Source organism: Paenibacillus sp. RU5M (assembly GCF_900221055.1).
Taxonomy (GTDB): domain Bacteria; phylum Bacillota; class Bacilli; order Paenibacillales; family Paenibacillaceae; genus Paenibacillus; species Paenibacillus marchantiae.
In genome coordinates this window covers 518,570-538,964 of sequence record NZ_OBQM01000002.1, presented here as the reverse complement: position 1 = coordinate 538,964, position 20,395 = coordinate 518,570, and the positions used below count along the sequence as shown (strand labels likewise).

The window sequence follows — 20,395 nt, the reverse complement described above, 5'->3', positions numbered from 1 at the left end:
CTAAATAGACAACACCGTATTCACGCTGCGGCCCCTGATGGGTCTTTGGTCTGCAAGGGGTATTTCGGAGAAGTGGATTCAGCAGACAATCCTGCGAGGCTAAGTGGCGTAGCCACCCGGTTTTAGCGGACCTTAAGCCTCTCGGGTTCGTGAATACAACAACGTTATGCGCCATTACCGGTAAATATTAAAGATAATATTTAAGGAGATAATTTATGAAAGGTAAGATACTCTTCTTATTTTTTATTACGATAATGTTTTCATCTTGTCAAAATATTAGTCAATCGACTACTTTGAATAGCAAAACTAAATCAATAATGAATTCTGAACTGCATCCTGATGTAGAGAGTAAAGGTAATGGAACAGAATCGAAAGAAATAACTGAAGGTCGATCAGAGCCTTCTAACAATGAAGTGTTATCCATGAGAATTGGGAACTACGATTTAAAAGGAGAATTTTATGATGAAATGCTTCGAAATCCTATAGATCATGATTATGAAGTAGAATTTAATGAATTTCAAAATTCCAAAGAGATTATTACAACAATGGGATGGGGATCGTTGGAAAGCAAATATACAGAAATTTGGGATAAAGAGTTGAATCAAATATATAAAAAGCTTCTTTCTAAGTTGGATAGAGAACCAAGAGAAGCACTAATCGAATCGCAGAAAGAATGGTTACAGTATCACTTAAGGGAAACAACATTTGTAGAGAAGACATTTATTAATAATGGTTACCTTGGATCAAAAGGATCGGTAAGCCTAGGCACGGTTATACGGGAGAGAATTAGGGAAAGAACAATGCAATTATTTGAATATCGATATTTGCTAGATAGTGAAGTTGAGTTTTTATACCAAAGTAAAAAATAGAGTGGGAATCTTGATCAAAGGTTTCTAGGTGATGCTTAGGAGACATTAACAGCGCATAACAATATATTCATGTTGCGGGGATATCACTCCTTGGCTGCCAGATGTATAATCATGGAAGAACACTCAGACAACAAACGAGCCAGCCTAAGATAAGAGCTATCAAAGGCTGGCTCGTTTCGTGAATACAAGAGCGTTATGTGAAAGATATATCAGATCTAAATCAGAAGGGAAGTCAAACATAATGATCAGAGTCGATGTAGCTTATTCCTTAATTACTGACCCAACCAATTCCAAAATATTAATGGTAAGGAATGTAGATGATTCTAGTGACCGATGGTCACTTCCAGGCGGCGCTGTTGAAAGAGAAGAATCATTAGACCAAGCAGCAATAAGGGAAGCTAAAGAAGAAACTGGACTAGATATTAAAGTTCATGGAATAGTGGCAGTAAATGAATGTAAATTTCCGGAAAAAGAAGAACATGTAATATTTATAACATTTAAAGGTGAGGTAATCGGTGGGAATGAAGAAATAGTTAGACCTAATGAAATTTCTCAAATAGCTTGGATTGATATAGAGAGGGCTGAACAATTAATGCCTTATTATAAAGAAGGATTAAGAAGATTAATAGATGGACATGAAATAACATATTTTAACGAAGGCAATAAGTAATTTTGTTAGTTGTTCGCGAGGTCCATTTCCCTAAGATAAGAGCTATCTAAGGGGGATGGACCTCGCGAATACAGAAACGTTATTTGAAACTCTGGAATGGCGGAAAAAAGAAAAAACAATAAAAGGAGATTACCTCAATGTGTACTAGCTTCGCTGTTCATTTAGACAAGACATTTATTGGTATGAACTTCGATATTTCTCGAAGACCAATCAAAATTATTATGATTGGTGAAGATCAACTATTAGTTCTTCAGAATGATGATGGACAATTTTATCCAGCCTTCGGTTTGAATAGTAGTGGTACATTCATGAATTTATTAATGGTCGATCCAATTGAAGAAGGCAAATATAGACGTGGCAAGAATTGCGTACATATTATGAAATTGTTTGATGAAATTCTTTCAGGACGGATCGAGTTATCTCAATTAAATGAATATTTAACCAATAACGTAATTGTTAATGTCCCGAGTCATAGTGTCCACAGTTTGATAGCCGGGAGAAATCGGAAGACATATATTGTTGAGCCTGGAAGACAGAACATTGATATTAACTCTTCCGATAGTGACTTCATGGTACTAACTAATTTTCCAGTATCGGATAAATTCAATAATGAATATAAGAATGTTGAAGGACCAGGAAAGGATAGATATATAAAGGCCTATGAAGTCATTACAAATAACAAAGAAACATTTAATATTGAAACAGGCCTTAACTTGCTTAAGGATACTGCTCAGCAAAGTGGGGATTATCCAACCCAATTTTCACTTATATTTGTTCCAGAAGAAAGTAAAGTTCATTTTACTTTGAATGGAGATTTTACAAAGATATTTGAATTCTCATTTATCCATAAGCAAATTCAGAGTTTTGAAGGTTTTACAAGCAATAAAAGTCTTAAACTTACCAAAAAAGGTGTATTACTTTCAGAACTTGAAGATTGGTAATGACTATACAGATATAGGAATAGGAATTCGAGAGAAATTCAAATGAAGTCTTAAGCATCACATCACACTATATTCATGCATAGGGCCCTCGTTCCGACCGGGCGATGAGACGTTGTGGATACGAGAACTTTAAGTGAGAGACCGGTAAAAACCATAATAGAAATAGGAGAGATTCTTAAGGAACGCTTGGTAGTCATGACGGTAGGAAAAACTCATAGTGGCAAAACTACCTTTGCCAAAGAATTAGAATCGGTATTACAACAAGCTATTGTAATTGATCAAGATAATCATGCTGAATTTATTAATGAACACTACAAGAAACTTCGCCCTACAGAAGGCCCGAACACTTTAAAATTCTCTGTCACTGACGCAATTGTTAACTATGCTACGGAGCAAAGCAATTTCCACATTATCTTAAGTAACTCTAATTTGAATAAATCAGGAAGAGCAAAAGTTCTCCGATATTTTCATAATAAAGAATTTAAAAGTATTATTGTTTATTTTGATTTACCCAATGATTTACTGAAAGACCGTGTTATACGTACGCAAAGAAGCAAGGCTATATTTAGAAGTGCATCAAGCTTTTTGGAAGTATTGGAGAGACAAGAAAATTTTTCAGAAATACAACCTAGTAAAGATGAAGCAAATTATGTATTTATCATTAAGGATCCCAATAATACAGCGGAAATTATTCAACAAATAATAGCAATCACGGGTACTAGATGATTCGATGAAGGCTGATCCTTCAGATAACATTATATCCAAGCTTCGGGGTTTACGCCCCTTTGTCGTCCCGATTTATACTCATGTTAGATAATCGGACGACACACAAGCCGACCTAAGATAGGAGCTATATAAGGCCGGATCGAGTCGTGAATACAATATCGTTAGGTGAAATTACTGTAAAGCAGGTCAGAGAGGAAAAACAAAGATGGAAGACCTATATCTTTTAATACATGACCCATCTAAAGATATTTACACAAAAATTGACGAGATAGTAGACGACTTTTGGATATGGTCAAAGAAGCAAAAGCAAGTACTAGAATGGGAAACCAATTACTCAAATTGGTCTTTGTTAATCTCTCTGGTGTTTTCATTAATAGAAACAACAGAGTATACAGAATGGGATCAAAATACTCTAAATAACTTATTATATTTAATTGCAAGAGACAATGAATGTGAAACGATTATAGATAAACTAAGCGAAAGATCATCAAGTTTTTTGTTCCTTGCAGAAGAGGCTCTTAGGTATTCTGATAATGATGCTAGGTGGCAATTCGCACACTATTTAATACAGGTTAAAGATCAGGAAACTAAAGTAATAGAATTAATTAAGAAATATAGTGAGGACTATGTTGAATATGTAAGAAGGAGAGCTCTTGCAGCTCTAGAAATAATCAATTGTAAGTAACGCAAGAAGACGGTCAAATCACATAACACCATATTCGAACTGAGGTCTATACGGCCCTTGATCTACCAGAAGTATATTCGAGAAGAGTAATCAGGCTGGTACCCATGCGATTATATCAACTTTATGTGAAATCATAGTGTGACATTTAATGAAAGCATCTAAAGGAGGCTTGTATGAAGACAATTATCTATATGGTTAGGCATGGAGAATCACCATACAACGAAGGAAATGAAAGAACAAGAGGGCTTACGCCAAAAGGAAAGATCGATATTGAAAAAGTAACGAAGTTACTTATAGGTGAAGGAATAGACATGATTATATCAAGTCCTTATACTCGAGCAATTCTGAGTGTTGAGGGATTGGCCGAGCACTTAAAGTTAGATATTAAAGTATTTGAAGATCTCAGAGAACGACACTTTGCTTCGTATAATATTGAAAATGCAGAGTTAATGTCTAGTATCAGAGATAGTTTTAAAGATTTTGATTATACCTTGCCGGGTGGAGAGTCCAATGCTGATTGTCAGAAAAGAGCAATCTCAGTTCTAAAACCCTTACTAAAAGAGAACAGAGGGAAGAAAATAGCAATCGGGACTCATGGTCTTGTGATGACTTTGATGATGAATCATTTTAATTCAGCTTTTGGTTTGGAGTTTTTGAATCAATTAAAGAAACCAGATATTTATAAAATGCAATTCGAGGACTTAGAATTAGAAGAAGTAACAAGAATGTGGAATGATTAGATTTCCTAAGGTATATAAAGAAAACTGAGACATTACATGACAGAGTATTCACGCTGCCTTGGTCTTGCTGGAAGCAATTCGGTGAAGTGTGAGCAGGAAGACAACGCTGAGAGGCAAACTGAGCAAGCGCAGCCGGATTTTTTGGTTCTTAAGCTTCTCGGCATCGTGAATACAGGAACGTTATATGAAAACATCCAAATAATTAAACATCTAAGAAGGATGAAAAGAAAAAATGATAAAATCTATTAGTATTGATGAATGGAATGGGGCCACATTTAAGGAAGAAATCGTTGTGAATCCCACATGGACGGACACTTTAAGTTTTTTGAGAAAACTCGATGGAGATAAATTTACATTAGTATTTTTTGAGGTATCAGACACCGATTCAGTATTAGTTGGGGGTGGACCGGAACATTTCATTGTGTCTATTACTATTGATGATAATATATATACTCTTATGAACGATAACCAGGGCAACAGTGAAATTCCCCTGGTTGCTGGTGGTCAGTTAGGCAATTATTGTGATAACATTTGTATAGAATTAATTCCCATGCTTGAAGTAATAAAGTATTTTTATGGAACCGGAAAACTACTCGAAATACATAAATGGAAACAAGAATAAATTTACTCTAAATGTAACTCGAAGAAGTGAGTGACGCCCTCTAGCGTCGTATTCAACGTATCGTCCGGGTCAAGCCCGACTTGTGGTCCGGAAGAGGCATTTCGGAGAAGCAGATTTGCTGGAGACATTCACAGACTGGAAAAATTTAATCTTGTTGTTAAAAGTAAATTGAGGTCTCAATTTTAGAAAGGGTGGTGATTCTTGTGTCGAACAACAGCCAACTTACAAGATCTCAGAACGCAGCGATTGAGTATATGAGTAATTGCACGAGATCCCAAAAAAGAGAAGCTCAAGCATCACTCAAAGAAATTTTTCAGTTTTCCAATATTCCGTGGAATACCTATGAAGAAGCAGTTCATAAGATTAAATCCCATGCACGGGTGGCTTTGCATTTTCATCCGGATCGTCCGGTTGTAGATATGAAAAGTGTTGCTCAATCTTTATTAAAGCAGGGAATCTATAAAAGTCAGTTCGAGACTTTCATATCTAATGGGAGCGTATCTGCATACGTAGGTGGTGCAAGAGATCTTTGGGAGGAAAAACTATTTGACGGAGCATATCAGTTAGAAGGTGCAACCAACTTTGAACGGCCAAAGTATGGTGCTCTTCATTTGTTGTTACATCCGGATGGACCGTCTCCACGATTCGGCTCTTGTTATTTTCTTTTAAAACCGAATGCTTCACATCGCTGTACGTTCACTTACGGTGGCTCTCAAGATGCTCCAAAGGAAAAGGGGACATATGAGGAATTAGACGATATTTTATCTGCGCTTTTTACGGATGCTTTCTTTCGGGATTATGCTATTGGAGAAAAAGATCTTACTCCTAAAAAATTGATAGATCAGCTATTGTACAATCTGGAACGCCCGTTAGAGGATCCGTCAAAACTGGCCCCACATCGGAATCTTAACCATTTTATCGAAACTCAAATTCATGGAGATATATATCTTGAAGATGATGTGGAAATTTTAGTAGCTGACCCATCGTTCAAAGGAACAGAAATAGGGAATTACTTAGAGCAAATCTGCATCAAATATTCCATTGAACTATTTTGGCATATGGGATTTGCAATGCGTGCAGAGGAAGTGCCCTCTGATTTTAGGGGTCCAACCATGCCATCATTAGCGAAGCGAATTGCAAGCAACGGTAATATTGACGCAAGTGTGATCGGGAATGCTGTCAACGATTTGAAGCACAATCCTGATCTCTGGTCTGACAGAGGTAATTACGAAGAAGTGCTTCAGGAATTAAAATACATGTGGCATATACTCGTTCGATATGGTAAATCGATTGATAAGCTGTATAAAGGATGATTCTACTGAAGAAATCATTATTAATAAAATTAACAAGTGCTGTATTATCAACGATTATTATGTCTTTTATGTGCGCAACGATATTCTTTCCTGATGAGTTCGGAAGTACATTTTTATTGGGGATAATAATGTTCATGCTTTTATATGGTATTGGAGGCATTCCATTTTCAGTAACAGCATCAGTGATAATAAAAACTTCTCGAAATTCTTATAAGTTCAACCTAATTGAATTAATAGTGCATCTATTTGGTGGATTAATAATTACAATATTATTGTTAGGAATTACAGGAGCTGAACATGGAATAGATATATTCTTTTCGAACGAAGTGATTATCTTTTATGAAATTGGTATGTGTAGTGGCCTCATATTCAACTTAATTGAACAGTTCATAAAAAAATTGAAATTAAAAGAGGTACAGTTTTAGAAATTTAGCAATTCGAAGAATCATAGACACTTTAAATATAACTCGCGCAAAGGAAGATGAGAAAATGGATAAAGGGAAAATTATATTTCTGAATGGCGTAACCAGTTCAGGTAAAACTTCAATCGTAGAAGCGATGCAAAATTACGATGAACCCTTTTTATATGTTGTGGCCAATGATCTTTTTGAAAATACGATTGGTGATAAACATTTGCAAACAGACTACTGGAAGTATTTAAGTGAAGCCATCATTCTAATGTATCATACAGCAAAATAATTTTCGGATCATGGAAAGAATGTTTTAATCGATGGGGTACTTGTTGAAAGACCGGAATTAAAGCCACATTATGATAAAGTCCAAGATATATTTGATGGATATCCTTTGGATATCATTGAGGTGTACTGCCCGTTAAATCTTTGTCGTAAGCGAAATATAGAACGTGGTGACAGAAGAGAAGATCAATCCGATGAGCAAAATAAAATAATGTCGCAACACATTCGCTATAGCTTTTCAGTCGATACGAGTTTGAATACGCCGGAAGAATGTGCAGAAATGATTATCACATCACTATTCAAGAAATAATGATTTGAAATATCAGTTCAAGGAATCAGAATCAGGTAAACAGACTTCAAACTTTCATTAAGGGGAGGAAGAAGTATGGGTTCAAGAATAATGCATCTGATTGTGGCAAATAGAATCGCAAATTCCTTATCTATAGTAGATAAAACGCCTTTTTTACTTGGAAATATTGCACCGGATGCTGTTACAACAAAAGATTCATCACATTTTTTTGCTGGTGAAATTCAGGATTATTCAAGGAACGTAGACTATAAAGGATTTTTACATAAGTATCGATCACAGGCAGAAGACCTTTATGTTCTAGGTTATTTCACACATTTAATTGCAGATGATATATGGTTGAAAGGTTTTAATTTACCTTGGTTAAGGAACAGAATGGAAGCTAATAAGGAATTATATAAACATTATCATAACGACTTTAGATTAATGAATGGGAAGTTGCTTGAACATTATGGATATAAAGAGGAATTAAGAAACAGGCTCAATCACATTCCAACAATACCGGATTTAGAGGAAGTTAAATCTACAGATGTCGAAAAGTTTGTGCCATATATATTTGACGATTTGAATTATGACAAAGAAATTTTGATAGAAGCCCTTAATGTTTTTACTTTTGAGCAGATCATTGGATACTTAGAGACATCAGTCGATATGGGAATATTGAATATGAAGTATATAAAGATAAAGTACAATTTGTAAATAATTTTGTGAAGTCTGAGGTGTCCCTTAACAATGCATCCACGTATCCCACCCTCATGGTAGCTGTTCGATCTAAAGACATAAGATAAAGTCAATCGCAATGTCATGTAGCTCGAAGTTGTAAATATAATAATTAATCTAACGGACAGATTAATGGTAAATGAAGGAGTAAGCTTTAATTCGCCGAATACTATTTAGGTATAAATAAGAAAAGGAGGATTATATTATGTGGTTTTGTTGTGTGTATAAAAAACCGATAAGAATCCGTAATCTCCCTCAATATTAAAAATTGAGGAGGAATAAAATGAGAATAAATAACAATTATCTAAAAGAACAATTAAAGCATGTGTATTGGTTAAATGGTGGTTGTTGCGCGGGAAAGACAACGATGACACAGAAATTTGTTGCAGAGTTAGGGTTTCAAACATTGAGCGATGATGTCTTGAAGTATAGACCATTCACTAATCCGACTGAATATCCTGCTCTTCAATATCCCCATCCAGGTTTAAACTGGGAGGAGTGGTTTAATAGGCCAACTGATGTGGTATTTCGGTGGCTTTGTTAAATCGTTGTAGAGATGATGGAATTTTTAGTTATTGATTTATTGAAGATGCCGACGGATAAACCAATCATTATCGATTTAGGAATAATGCCTGAACATATCCTACCCTTTATTCCTAAAGAAAGAATGATATGTCTTTATACATCTGATGAAGAAATAGAAAGGCTATATTTCTTTAGAGAAGACCATAAGATGATTTTGGATGTTATTAACCTTACATCAGATCCAGCGGAAACGATTAAACATAGCAACAAAACTATGGTGAAATTCTCCAATGAAATTAGAAAAGCCTGCGTTAATAACAATATCAAAACACTTGAAAGAACACCTGACTTGGGTATAGAAGAACAATTCAGATTAGTTCGGGAGCATTATGAATTATGATATGAGCATCTTTTGTTAATTTTATATGTAATACGGGTCAGGCTACCGATATTAGGTAGCCTGTTTAAATAACGGGACATGATAGTTTGTTCATAGTGAATTATAAAAATCATGCACCTCCTGACGTCCTGTCTTTAGTCAAGGATATGAGCCAAAATCAGATAACAATATGTTTACGCAGCGGCTTCTTACGGAACCTTGGTCTGCAGAATGAATTTCAGGGAAGCTGGCTCAGTAAAACATTCGACTTCGTCGGACATCGTTAATACAGGAGCGTTATGTGAAATGCCGGATATATATACAAGGAGCGAAAAATGAAAAAATGTATAGTGTTTATATTATTCATTTCAACCTTATTAATGGGGTGTAACAAGAACGAGCTAATATATAACGCCCCAACCAATGAACAAATCACTGTTATGTAAATAGTCATCGTTTAGATTTACAAGATAGTATATGGATTAAGGACTCAGCAATCATTTTACTCGAAAATTCATTAATTACCCTTTATACAGATCAACATGGGAAGGTATATGACCAAAAACTATCGTGGGGAATAAATTATTCAGATCCTGTGACTGTAGGAAACGGAAATCCATATATAGCAGTCATAATTAATAACAAGATGTTAAGTTCTGGAGCTGCTCGTATTTTTATTACTTATACTGATGGTAAGTCCTATTCAAGAGGGATTACGGAAAAGAAGGGTTATCTGATTCCTAATACTCAAATTAATGAAGTAGAAAACTTAGTAATATTCGACAATGAGGGTAAAGAACTTTACAAGAAGTAAACGGAGTAGCCCCCTTCAGTTACGAATTGATCTTTACCACCGAACTTGGAGAGCAAGAAATATAGTTTATGTAACGTGTATAAGGCGCATTAGTGTTTTATTCTTCACTGGAAAATTTATATTTTATGGGGGATTGAAATGGAGATTGTTTTTAGGGATAGCAACCTATGACCACTATTTTGGTGAAGCATTTTTTGCTACTAAACCAGGGTTTGAAGAATTGGAAAAAGATATATTAGAATATACCACTACTACTTTCAGTAATGAAAATGGCCTTGGGATTGCGGTGAATGACAAAGATACTCACACTCTAGATTTATTACGCAGTAAGAAGTTTGTGGAGAATGATCTGACTGAAAACATACTTGAACTTACACTACAGAATGTTAGCCTTGATTATGTAAATCCTGAAGGCGTAATTTTAAAGAATATGGATGTTAATAATGATTTGTTTAAGTATCGGAAATTATTATGGAAAGGCTCTAATCATGAAGGTCCTGTGCCTGATGATGAAATCACCATTGATAAGAAAAAAAGAATGTTGTCAGCAAGAAATATGAATTCATTCCTACATATTGTTTCTGAAAATGAAGATGGGGAATACGTTGCTTATTGTGGCTTATGGTACAGTCAAAAAACGGATTATGTTTATGTTGAACCTGTATGTACAATTCCAGAGTATCGGCAGAAGGGGCTGGGAAAAGCAGTAGTTTTAGAAGCCTTGAAAAGAGGCCGCTCCCTGGGTGCAGAAAAAGCATATGTTATTTCGGATAGTTCTTTTTATAAGTCAATAGGCTTTCAACAGCATTCTCATTTTACTTTCTATTGGCATAACATTTGATACTTTCTTAAGCCTTTCGGGTTCGTGAATGTAGTGAAGGCTATCTAAAAGGGAAAGGATTGTAAGAAAGGATGAATGCATGAATATTCAGGGCCTCCCAATTGAAATAACAGAACTAATCGGAAAAGTTCAGGGGGCTGCAAGATCGATTACGAAGAGGCATTAAGTAAACGAATGGAGCTGCGAACAAAATTATATTGAGGGGGTTATCATGGTGAATAAACATAGTGTTTATGAAACAAACAGCTCCTATTGGGATACAAAAGGAAATGACTTTTTAAGAGCAATCGTGCTTCCTTTTTATGGAGCATTTGTAACAGAGGAAAAATGCCAACTTTTTGGCGATGTCTCAGGAAAAAAGATGTTAGAGATCGGCTGTGGAGATGGTCAATCTTTGCAATATCAGGGAGATCGTAAAGCAGCTGAGCTATGGGGGATGGATATATCAGAAAAGCAAATTGAAAAGGCGAAGCAACATCTGACAACGTGTGGTCTTTCAGCAAAATTGATTTGTTCTCCTATGGAAGAAGGATCTAACATCCCTGTGGATTATTTTGATTTTGTTTATTCGATTTACGCCATAGGCTGGACAACCGATCTTGAAGGAACTTTTCGTCGAATCGCTTCTTATTTGAAAAAGGACGGCATATTTATTTTCAGTTGGTCTCATCCAATTCACAAATGTGTTGTTGATGAAAATAATAGATTGGTTTTTAACAAGTCTTATTTTGATGAATCTTGGTATTCGGTCGCTCCTGATTTTGTTCAAGGCGAGCTAACTTTGTCTGATCGTAAACTATCAACCTATATAAATGCGTTAGCGAAAGCGGGGTTTGTTATTGAACAAATGATTGAAGAAACCGATCAGGAAATAATCCAACTGCATGATGAAAATAATGATGTTATAAAAAAAGCAAAAATGTTTCCTGTAACCTTTGTTATCAAAGCAAGAAAACTTTGAAATTACTGAATTGATCCAAAAAAATATTATCTATGGGGGTTACTCATGGTAACTTTAAAATTACATACAGAGAAACCGATTCTACAATCTGAACTAATGGGTCTTTATCAAGATGCTGGTTGGTGGCCTAACCGAGATGAGAATGGAATATTACAGCTACTTGTTAGTGGTGTTGCAGTAGGAGCTTGGAAAGATGATATATTAGTTGGTTTCTGTAGGTCTATTTCAGACGGAATATATCGGGCTTATGTAGAAGATGTTGTTGTATTAAGTATGTACAGAAATAAAGGAATAGGAGAACTAATGGTCAAAAGAATTTTAGATGAGTTAAAAGATATTGACGTTATTAGTTTGTTTTGTACAGAGGATTTGGGTGGTTTTTACGAATTGTCAGGTTTTAAACGGACAAAGCAAATTGTAATGCATTATAAGAATCAAGGAATTTAAGGTCGGCTCACGTGGTGTATACGGGAACGTTATGTGAAAGAAATGTAAAATCATAAAAAAGGAGCATTATTGAATATGAGAACGTTGTAAGAATTGTTTGAAATTGAGTAAGAAACTTTAAAACCGAAGGAGATGGTCACTATACTCCTAGTATATTGGCGGTATTTTCTTTATGTTATGGATCATAAATTAAACGTTCTAATCGAATGTTGGCAAGAAGGATTATATCTTCAAGGGGTAATCCATGACATGTCTAAATTCTCTCCTAACGAATTTTTTCCTTATGCACGTAAATTCTATTCAAATCAGAAGGACGAGGATACCGAGCTGAGATGGAAGAATGCGTGGCTGCACCATCAAAATCATAATAAACACCACTGGGAATATTGGATAGTAAATAAAAATACTAGAGAAGCCTTACCAATGCCAAAGAAATATTTAGTAGAAATGGTATGTGACTGGCGGGCATTCTCAAGAAAATGGGGGCGTAAAGTTAAAGAAACTAATTTACCAGAAAGAATGATGACATCTGAAAGTATAATATTACACCCAAATACAAGGGAAGAACTTGAAAATTTCATGAAGAAAAAACAACAACAATAACACAGTGAAGAAGGTGCACCTTTCATTGTTTAACTTAAAAATATCAAATAATAAAGCATTCATTGAACTGAATGATTATGTCTTACAGGTAAAGAATAAAATATCTGCTACCGCTGCTGCGACATATATTATTCATAATGATCGTATCGTGAATGAATGGTACTCAGGAGTACATGACAATTCTAAACATAGTCGATTAGTTAATGAGGATTCACAATTTAATGTTGCTTCAGTTCGAAAAACATTTTTAGGATTTGCTATTAGTCTCGCATTACTTGAGGGTAAGGTCAGAAGTATAGATGATCTTGTTGTGGACTACTTGAATGAGGTAGATAGGGACGCATTAAGGCATATAACAATACGACATTTGTTAACCCATACTCATGGTTTAAATGATCTGCATAATAGATTGTTTCTTCAGGGAACTGACTGGAAGTACAATAATATTGGTGTTAATCTACTAATTGAGATTATTCGGAAATTATATAAAATCCCTTTATCACAATTACTCGCAGAGCGTTTATTCTCACCTATGGGCTTTAGCCAAACAGGATGGAGAAAGGAAAGTAATGAAAAATTAGTATGGCTTGATGAGCAATATAAGGATGATCAAGGTAACCAAGCTAACTTATTTATGAGCACAAAGGAACTGGCATATTGGGGTTATCTGCATTTGAATAAGGGAGCTATAAACGGGAAGCAGATACTTCCTAAAGAAATATTCGAGCAAACAACCACTATTATTAGTCCTCCTGACCTGGAACAACAATTGCCGAGAAACGGTTTTTTTTGGTTTGTGCAAGATGAGCCGCGGTCTAATACAGAATTAGGTGATAAACTACCACATGGTTCTTTTCAGTCTCTGGGTGCCACTGGATGTGCCTGTCTTGTCATTCCTAAGTGTAAAGCTGTAGCGGTAAGAATGTATAATCAGACTGAACAAAATCCGTTGGGGTACGATTATCTTGAGGATATCAAAACATTTGGGAATTTGGTCTGTAAGTACATAGAAGATATATAAACCGTGAACTTGGCTTAAATGATAATGATAAATTTTTACTGAATAAGAATATATGTTCTGGTATAATTGAACTGAAAATAGTAAATCTCTTCCTCTAAATTTGGTTACAAATAAAAACAGTGAGGTGAGTGAGATGGAACAAAGGAATGCGCCAGAGGTAAGAATTGAACTATGGGACGAAGGAGATTTAGATTTGCTTCGCCAATTAAATTCGCCTGAGATGACAGTACACTTCGGAGGACCAGAGACTGAGGAGAAAATCCTAGCTCGTCATAAGCGCTATTATGAAATCGCACAAAATGGAACAGGGAAAATGTTTAAGATCCTCTTGCTTCCGCATCTTGAAGTCGTGGGTAGTGTAGGGTATTGGGATCAGACCTGGAAAGAAGAATCTATTTACGAAATAGGCTGGAGTGTTTTATCTGAATATCAAGGTAGAGGAATAGCGACAGAAGCAACAGCAAAAGCCATAGCTTCTATCCGTTCTGAAAAGAAGAAACATAAATTCATTCACGCTTTTCCTAAAACCAAGAATCCCGCTTCAAATGCCATTTGTCGCAAGCTGGGCTTTTCGTATATTGGCGAGTGTGATTTTGAATACCCTATTGGGACTACCATACGATGTAATGACTGGAGATTGGCAGTCAAGGAAAATTAAGATCAAGAGCATGGAGGGGGATTTTAAATCAGCTGCATGGCTTTCTCCATATTTCAGGGCAGATGAGAAACCATCTGCTTTTTTTTGCTTGATTTACTTCATATATGTAATAATATGGTTAGTGCTTAGTGCATATAATTTCCTGATTAAAGGACATGTTGGATGCCTGGTTTCTATGGATTTATTTTTATTTGGATTCTAGAGACGCTGAGTGAAACTACTTAAACTATTAAGGAGAACTAAAATGTCGCAGTTTCCCAAGTTAGAAACAGAAAGGTTTGTATTAAGAGAACTAACACAGAATGATTCCAGAGATATATTTCAATGTTTTTCATTGGATGAAGTTATGAAGTTTTATGATGTGGAGAGTTTTACAACCATTAAACAAGCAGAAGAATTAATTCAAAGATGGAATGAAAGATTTGAATCAGGTCAAGCTATTCGTTGGGGAATCACTTTGAAGTCTGAAAACAAAGTAATTGGAACATGTGGCTTTCATGGATGGATGAAAAATCATTATAAAGCTGTCATTGGATATGAACTAACACCAGAATATTGGCATCAAGGTTTTATGACCGAAGTAGTTGAAAAGGTAATTGAATATGGATTTAATAAGCTTGGCTTAAACCGAATTGAAGCATTTGTAGAACCAGAGAATGTGGGATCAAGAAAGGTTCTTGAGAAAATCGGCTTTATAGAAGAAGGCATATTAAAGGAAAATTATTTTTGGAAGAATCGATTTGTTGATAATGCCATTTATGCATTTCTTAAGAAAGACTATAAAGGTCATTAACAACTAACGAAAGAAGGATAACCAGATGATTACAATTAGATTTGTTTCAAATAAGGATATCCCACACATTCAATCCATAGCTCAAGGAACATGGAATTATACTTATAAAGGCATATACTCCGAAGGCTACATACAAAATTTTCTAAGTAGAGCATATTCAGATGAGAATTTAAGTCGATCTGTCGAGAGAGATGTTCAAAGTGTCAAACGGAGTTTTTTAATAGCTGAATTCAATGGCAAGGTCGTTGGATATGCTCAAACAAGACAAGTGAAAGAAGAAGAATACGAATTGCTAAGAATCTATATACGACCTGAATATCACAAAATGGGAATAGGTAAAGAGTTTATTAAGAGATTCATTCAAATTTTAAAGCCAATAAATAAAATGGTTGCCTGGGTAGGGAAAGAGAATCATAGAGGAAGGACATTTTATGAGAAAAGTGGATTTAAAGAAATAGAAGAAATGATCGAAACCATAGAAGGGCACAGTAAAACGCAAGTTAAATATGAATTGGAAATCTCTAAGGGAAAGGTGGTTTCATAGATGTTTTTTCTTCAAATGTCGGGATTTCCTGGTTCCGGTAAGTCAACTCTTTCAAGAAGGATCGCTAAAATTACGGGTGCCATAATTATTGATCATGATATCTCAAAGTCTTCCATATTAAAATCCATTGGGGATAGTAATTTAGAATTAAAAGTTTTAGGTATGACTTCATATAATATTGATTGGGCCCTGATAGAGTTTTATCTCTCCCAAGGCTATGACGTAATATTCGATAGTCCATGCTTTTATTCTGAGATGATTGAAAGAGGTTCGTCATTAAGTAAGAAGTATAATGCTAATTATAAGTACGTTGAATGTTACCTGAATGACTATCAGGAAATAAGTAAAAGATTACAACATCGAGAACGGATGATAAGTCAGATTTCGGGCACATCTGAAGAAGAGTTTAGAAAAAATATTAATGAAAGTAAGAAACCTAATGATATTCAATGTTTGCTTGTTGATTCGTCACAACCTATAGAGATGTATTTAAATAATGTTTTAAATTATATTGATGAAGAATGATGTGTCGTGAAATCGAAGATCTAATGAGAAAAAATGCAAACGCTTTAAAAAAATTCGACAGTCGTAACTCTAGAAATAAAGAAAGAAGTATGTTGGTTAGGCAACGTTATTGTATCGAAGGATTTTAGAGGAAAAGGTGCTGCTAATTATTTGTTGGAAACGATGATAATGAAGGCAAAATCGATTTATAAAGTTAAACACTTATTATTATCATGTCATAGCACGAATTCAAGAGGACTAGCATTTTATCACAAGCATGGATTTACACCCATTGATATGCGAATAACGAATTTAGATGAACAAAAAATAATAACTATACAAATGAAGTTAGAGATTTAGAATGCATTCAAGAAGAACGAAACCGCATATTATACGTGTAATGTTGGGAACTAACATAGAAGAAGAACACAAATTTCAATAACGGAGGATGATATGAAATGGAAATCTCATTATCCAAAGCAGGTCTTAAAGAAGCTTCAATCATTCACGAAATGCAAATAAAAGCATTCATGCCTCTATTAAATAAATATAAAGACTATGAAACAAACCCATCAAATCAAACGGTAGAACAAATAGAAGATCGAATAAATCAAAGCTATACAGATTATCACCTAATAAGAGAAGCAAATATTCCTGTGGGGGCCATTAGAATAGTAAAAAAAGAGAATAAAATCTATCGAGTAAGCCCTGTATTTATTTTACCCGACTATCAAGGGAGAGGGATTGCACAAAAAGTATTTTCAATGATAGAAGATAGGTATAGCGATGCGAGAATATGGGAGTTGGCTACAATCTCAGAAGAGCAGAGGAATTGTTACCTTTATGAGAAATTAGGATATAGACAGAAGGGAGATACGAAACAAATTAACGACAAAATGACAATTGTGATTTATGAAAAACGTATGACCTAGGTTATCAAAAAAAGGTCAAAACATTGAAACTGATGAGCAGTTGAGATTTATTTATGGAGAATCCATTAGATTTTTCTGATGTTGATCGTGCTGGAATTAAGTATTACTTGAATCATCAAGGATTTTGAGAGGAGCTGGGATTGATGGATTTTATATATGGAGAATATCTTATCAGTGAAAACAAAGAACTTATGGATATCCATGCGGTAAAGGGTTTCTTAGCTAGAAGCTATTGGGCCAATAAGAGATCCGATGAAAAAATTGAGAAGTCCATACATTCTTCAGTATGTTTTGGGATTTATAAGGAAGAAATTCAAGTTGGTTTTGCAAGGGTTGTCACAGATGATGCGACAATGTATTGGCTTTGTGATGTTTTTATTCATGAGGAATATAGGGGCCAAGGACTTGGTAAGAAACTAATTGAAGTGATTACACAATCGGATCGCTTTAAAGATTTAATGGGGTTACTCGGAACATTGGATGCACATGAATTATATGAACAATATCAATTTAATAGAAATAGTGAACGCTTCATGATAAGACTTCCTGATTATTTGAGGGCGTGATGACATTGAAGAGAGCTGTTTATTTTCTTTCTTTGATCATCGGGATAATTTTTATAGCCCTTGGAGTAATACCAGCTATTTTTGACTATCCCTACAGTGATGAACCAAACTCCGGGTCAGCAAGCTTGTGGGAACTGATTCTAATCATTAGTTACGCACAATGGATATTGTTTCTGATTCTTGGTCTGATATTAAGTCTTTTTCCTGCGTTAAAGCTACGAAAGACATGAAGGGGGATTTTATCAATGTATAAACTTAAAACAAAAGAAACAGACAACAGCGTCATTGAATTTATTGAAAATGTTGATAGTCCCAAAAAACGTGAAGACGCGTATCAGCTATTAGATATTTTCACTGAAACAACAGGGTATAAAGCAAAGATGTGGGGACCGAGTATTATTGGATTCGGCGCCTATCATTATAAATATGAATCTGGTCATGAAGGTGATGCACCACTGGTGGGCTTTTCTCCTCGAAAAGCAAAAATCAGTTTGTATTTTGCGACAGGTGATGCCGAGCGAGAGAATCTATTAAAAGACTTTGGAAAACATACGACAGGAAAAGCATGTGTATACGTCAATAAAGTTGCAGATATCAATCTAGATGTATTACAAGCATTGATCAACCAATCCATCAAGTTCTTGAGAGAAACCTATCCGAATCATTAATTTCTGTACACTGTTATTATTGGAGGTCACGTGATGAAAGAAGAGAACATTCACATACGATGGGCGAACGAAAATGATGCAGAGGACCTTCTTAAGCTCAATGATGCTTTTAATGGCGTTGGTACAAACATGGAGGAAGTAAAAGAGAGCCTTGCTTTATCTAATGAGTTGATTGCTCTAGCTGTGATTGACGGCCAGGCAGTTGGGTTCGCTTGTGCTCAATATTTTAAATCCTTTTGTTATCGTGGACTCCAGGGAGAAATCACAGAAATGTATATTGCCGAAGTTGCCCGGAGAAGAGGATTGGCTACGTTGTTAATTGCTTTTATAGAGGAGGAGCTCAAAGCACGAGGTGTTACCAGTGTAAAGATTCTGACAGGCCAAAGTAATGAAAGGGCTATAAAGACATACGAAAAATCAAACTATGCCAGAACGGAAGAAGTATTGCTACAAAAGAAACTATAAGGAGCCTAATCGAATGTCTGAATATTATTGGGATAATAAAATTGAATACCTTAAAAATACGAGATGGCTTTACTACAATGACGATTACCTTCAATTTTTAGTGCAATTTGTTTGGAAGATAGATAAACCTGTAAGCGTTATCGATTATGGGTGTGGGTTTGGTTATTTGGGTCTTAAACTGCTGCCTTTGTTACCAAAAGGGTCAACCTACACTGGAGTAGATAAGGGTGAAACATTAATCAATGAAGCTAAGACGATCTTCTCCCAACTTCCCTATGAAACAGAGTTTATTACTTGGGATATAGAAGACGTTGTATTGAAGAGGAAGTATGACATTGCATTGAGTCATGCTTTTTTATTACATATGGATGACTCTGTGAAAATACTCCAAAAGATGATTGAAAGTGTACTGGAGGGTGGAAGAATCATCTGTTTTGAACCTCATTGGATTGGGAGTATGGCGAACTATCATGTGGAGGGCGTTGAACAAAGTGAAATCATTAAACTAGGCGTTTTACAGAGATTATTTGAACAAGATCATATACGTACAGGTAAAGATGGAAATATTGGAATGCGGTTGCCCATATTAATGAGTCAATTAGGATTAACGAATGTGGAATGTAGAATGAGTGATAAGGTCAACTTTCTAGATCAAAACATGGACTCTACCCAAAAAAACATTCTCTATCACTCAATTAAAGAAGATGGTATAGGACAGGATCCTGGCGATTCAGTAGAGGTAACCAAACGATTATCAACTCGGGGCTTAACCCAAAATGAAGCAAAGGCGCAGTATGAAGCGGAATTAACATTTTCCAAAGTATTTGATAATGAATCTTGGTTGACTTATGCAGCCAGCATGAAGATTTCATTTGGAACGGTCCGTAGAGAAGGGTGATAAAAACTGTGGGTTCACATGTAGATATCTTGAAAAAAAACATCGTTGTTGTGGTTAAGGGAGTTATTGAAAATAAAGGCAGGGTACTGATATTAAAACGTTCAGGTGCAGATGAAGTTGCCGCGGCAAGCTGGGAAACCGTTGGTGGAAAGATCGATTTTGGAGAAGAACTAGAAGAAGCTTTGGCTCGTGAAGTGAAAGAAGAAGCTGGGCTTAAAGTGAGTGTTGAGAAGGTACTATTTGCTACTACTTTTTTTACGGATCCGCATAGACAGATCGTATTACTGACATATTTGTGCAGAGCAATAGATGACCGAGTGATACTTTCAGAAGAACATAGCGAGTATATGTGGGCAACCCGATCAGATTTATATGACTATTTACCACAAACTATTTTAAATGATTTTAAAAAATATAACGTAATCGATACAGTTGAAATCATAGCTAAACAATATGGATTCAAGTAAGTCAATAATCTACTTCAACGA

General features: G+C 35.4%; 28 protein-coding genes and 1 pseudogene. All 29 read left to right on the top strand.

All coding sequences use genetic code 11. From position 1 onward, the window contains the following. Positions 1-215: 215 nt before the first annotated feature. The 29 genes and pseudogenes from CRO25_RS08180 to CRO25_RS08035 all read left to right on the top strand — a co-directional run bounded on the left by CRO25_RS08180 (position 216) and on the right by CRO25_RS08035 (position 20,374). Positions 216-869, top strand: a complete 654-nt coding sequence (locus CRO25_RS08180; RefSeq protein WP_079694631.1) for a lysozyme inhibitor LprI family protein — start codon at positions 216-218, stop codon at positions 867-869. A gap of 178 nt (positions 870-1,047) precedes the next feature. Then, positions 1,048-1,539: an NUDIX hydrolase gene (locus tag CRO25_RS08175; RefSeq protein ID WP_306454208.1), complete on the top strand. Its 492-nt coding sequence runs from the start codon at positions 1,048-1,050 to the stop codon at positions 1,537-1,539. Between the two features lie 137 nt (positions 1,540-1,676). Then, positions 1,677-2,480 carry a hypothetical protein gene (locus CRO25_RS08170; protein WP_079694629.1) on the top strand — a complete coding sequence of 268 codons (804 nt, stop codon included), beginning with the start codon at positions 1,677-1,679 and terminating at the stop codon, positions 2,478-2,480. A 195-nt stretch (positions 2,481-2,675) separates the two neighbouring features. Continuing rightward, positions 2,676-3,206, top strand: coding sequence for an ATP-binding protein (locus tag CRO25_RS08165; protein ID WP_079694628.1), 531 nt, complete (start codon positions 2,676-2,678; stop codon positions 3,204-3,206). Positions 3,207-3,411: 205 nt separating this feature from the next. Next, positions 3,412-3,891 carry a hypothetical protein gene (locus CRO25_RS08160; protein ID WP_079694627.1) on the top strand — a complete coding sequence of 160 codons (480 nt, stop codon included), beginning with the start codon at positions 3,412-3,414 and terminating at the stop codon, positions 3,889-3,891. 173 nt (positions 3,892-4,064) lie between these two features. Next, on the top strand, positions 4,065-4,631 hold the full coding sequence (locus tag CRO25_RS08155) for a histidine phosphatase family protein (protein ID WP_079694626.1): 567 nt from the start codon (positions 4,065-4,067) through the stop codon (positions 4,629-4,631). Between the two features lie 232 nt (positions 4,632-4,863). Then, positions 4,864-5,253, top strand: coding sequence for a hypothetical protein (locus tag CRO25_RS08150; RefSeq protein ID WP_079694625.1), 390 nt, complete (start codon positions 4,864-4,866; stop codon positions 5,251-5,253). A 254-nt stretch (positions 5,254-5,507) separates the two neighbouring features. Further along, positions 5,508-6,566 (top strand): DUF3626 domain-containing protein, encoded by a 1,059-nt coding sequence (locus tag CRO25_RS08145; protein ID WP_079694928.1) that lies wholly within the window; start codon positions 5,508-5,510, stop codon positions 6,564-6,566. A 68-nt stretch (positions 6,567-6,634) separates the two neighbouring features. Further along, positions 6,635-6,991 carry a hypothetical protein gene (locus tag CRO25_RS08140; RefSeq protein WP_143806518.1) on the top strand — a complete coding sequence of 119 codons (357 nt, stop codon included), beginning with the start codon at positions 6,635-6,637 and terminating at the stop codon, positions 6,989-6,991. Between the two features lie 64 nt (positions 6,992-7,055). Continuing rightward, positions 7,056-7,571 (top strand): annotated as a pseudogene (locus CRO25_RS08135) (AAA family ATPase). 75 nt (positions 7,572-7,646) lie between these two features. Then, on the top strand, positions 7,647-8,267 hold the full coding sequence (locus CRO25_RS08130; RefSeq protein ID WP_079694623.1) for a zinc dependent phospholipase C family protein: 621 nt from the start codon (positions 7,647-7,649) through the stop codon (positions 8,265-8,267). A gap of 304 nt (positions 8,268-8,571) precedes the next feature. After that, positions 8,572-8,832 carry a hypothetical protein gene (locus CRO25_RS08125; RefSeq protein WP_079694622.1) on the top strand — a complete coding sequence of 87 codons (261 nt, stop codon included), beginning with the start codon at positions 8,572-8,574 and terminating at the stop codon, positions 8,830-8,832. A gap of 12 nt (positions 8,833-8,844) precedes the next feature. Continuing rightward, the gene (locus CRO25_RS08120; RefSeq protein ID WP_079694621.1) at positions 8,845-9,213 is read left to right on the top strand and encodes a hypothetical protein; all 369 of its coding nucleotides are present in this window, start codon (positions 8,845-8,847) and stop codon (positions 9,211-9,213) included. A gap of 926 nt (positions 9,214-10,139) precedes the next feature. After that, positions 10,140-10,847 carry a GNAT family N-acetyltransferase gene (locus tag CRO25_RS08115; RefSeq protein ID WP_256863607.1) on the top strand — a complete coding sequence of 236 codons (708 nt, stop codon included), beginning with the start codon at positions 10,140-10,142 and terminating at the stop codon, positions 10,845-10,847. Between the two features lie 211 nt (positions 10,848-11,058). Then, positions 11,059-11,808, top strand: coding sequence for a class I SAM-dependent methyltransferase (locus tag CRO25_RS08110; RefSeq protein ID WP_079694619.1), 750 nt, complete (start codon positions 11,059-11,061; stop codon positions 11,806-11,808). A gap of 45 nt (positions 11,809-11,853) precedes the next feature. Further along, positions 11,854-12,255: a GNAT family N-acetyltransferase gene (locus CRO25_RS08105; RefSeq protein WP_079694618.1), complete on the top strand. Its 402-nt coding sequence runs from the start codon at positions 11,854-11,856 to the stop codon at positions 12,253-12,255. A gap of 132 nt (positions 12,256-12,387) precedes the next feature. Next, complete coding sequence (locus CRO25_RS08100; protein WP_079694617.1) at positions 12,388-12,858, top strand: DUF5662 family protein; 471 nt, start codon at positions 12,388-12,390, stop codon at positions 12,856-12,858. Positions 12,859-12,883: 25 nt separating this feature from the next. Then, entirely contained in the window at positions 12,884-13,879 is a 996-nt protein-coding gene (locus tag CRO25_RS08095) for a serine hydrolase (RefSeq protein WP_079694616.1), read from the top strand. Positions 13,880-14,012: 133 nt separating this feature from the next. Next, positions 14,013-14,537: a GNAT family N-acetyltransferase gene (locus CRO25_RS08090; RefSeq protein WP_079694615.1), complete on the top strand. Its 525-nt coding sequence runs from the start codon at positions 14,013-14,015 to the stop codon at positions 14,535-14,537. 244 nt (positions 14,538-14,781) lie between these two features. Then, positions 14,782-15,330 (top strand): GNAT family N-acetyltransferase, encoded by a 549-nt coding sequence (locus CRO25_RS08085; RefSeq protein WP_079694614.1) that lies wholly within the window; start codon positions 14,782-14,784, stop codon positions 15,328-15,330. Positions 15,331-15,355: 25 nt separating this feature from the next. Continuing rightward, on the top strand, positions 15,356-15,874 hold the full coding sequence (locus CRO25_RS08080; protein WP_079694613.1) for a GNAT family N-acetyltransferase: 519 nt from the start codon (positions 15,356-15,358) through the stop codon (positions 15,872-15,874). Continuing rightward, positions 15,875-16,399, top strand: a complete 525-nt coding sequence (locus tag CRO25_RS08075) for an AAA family ATPase (protein ID WP_079694612.1) — start codon at positions 15,875-15,877, stop codon at positions 16,397-16,399. 75 nt (positions 16,400-16,474) lie between these two features. Beyond that, the gene (locus tag CRO25_RS08070) at positions 16,475-16,738 is read left to right on the top strand and encodes an N-acetyltransferase (protein ID WP_079694611.1); all 264 of its coding nucleotides are present in this window, start codon (positions 16,475-16,477) and stop codon (positions 16,736-16,738) included. Between the two features lie 98 nt (positions 16,739-16,836). Beyond that, complete coding sequence (locus CRO25_RS08065; protein ID WP_079694610.1) at positions 16,837-17,310, top strand: GNAT family N-acetyltransferase; 474 nt, start codon at positions 16,837-16,839, stop codon at positions 17,308-17,310. A gap of 143 nt (positions 17,311-17,453) precedes the next feature. Next, entirely contained in the window at positions 17,454-17,876 is a 423-nt protein-coding gene (locus CRO25_RS08060) for a GNAT family N-acetyltransferase (protein WP_079694609.1), read from the top strand. Between the two features lie 245 nt (positions 17,877-18,121). Next, positions 18,122-18,544, top strand: coding sequence for a DUF1801 domain-containing protein (locus CRO25_RS08050; RefSeq protein WP_079694607.1), 423 nt, complete (start codon positions 18,122-18,124; stop codon positions 18,542-18,544). 33 nt (positions 18,545-18,577) lie between these two features. Next, entirely contained in the window at positions 18,578-19,009 is a 432-nt protein-coding gene (locus tag CRO25_RS08045; RefSeq protein ID WP_079694606.1) for a GNAT family N-acetyltransferase, read from the top strand. A 13-nt stretch (positions 19,010-19,022) separates the two neighbouring features. Continuing rightward, positions 19,023-19,907, top strand: coding sequence for a class I SAM-dependent methyltransferase (locus tag CRO25_RS08040; RefSeq protein ID WP_079694605.1), 885 nt, complete (start codon positions 19,023-19,025; stop codon positions 19,905-19,907). 29 nt (positions 19,908-19,936) lie between these two features. Then, positions 19,937-20,374 (top strand): NUDIX domain-containing protein, encoded by a 438-nt coding sequence (locus tag CRO25_RS08035; RefSeq protein WP_079694927.1) that lies wholly within the window; start codon positions 19,937-19,939, stop codon positions 20,372-20,374. The last annotated feature ends 21 nt before the right edge of the window (positions 20,375-20,395 follow it).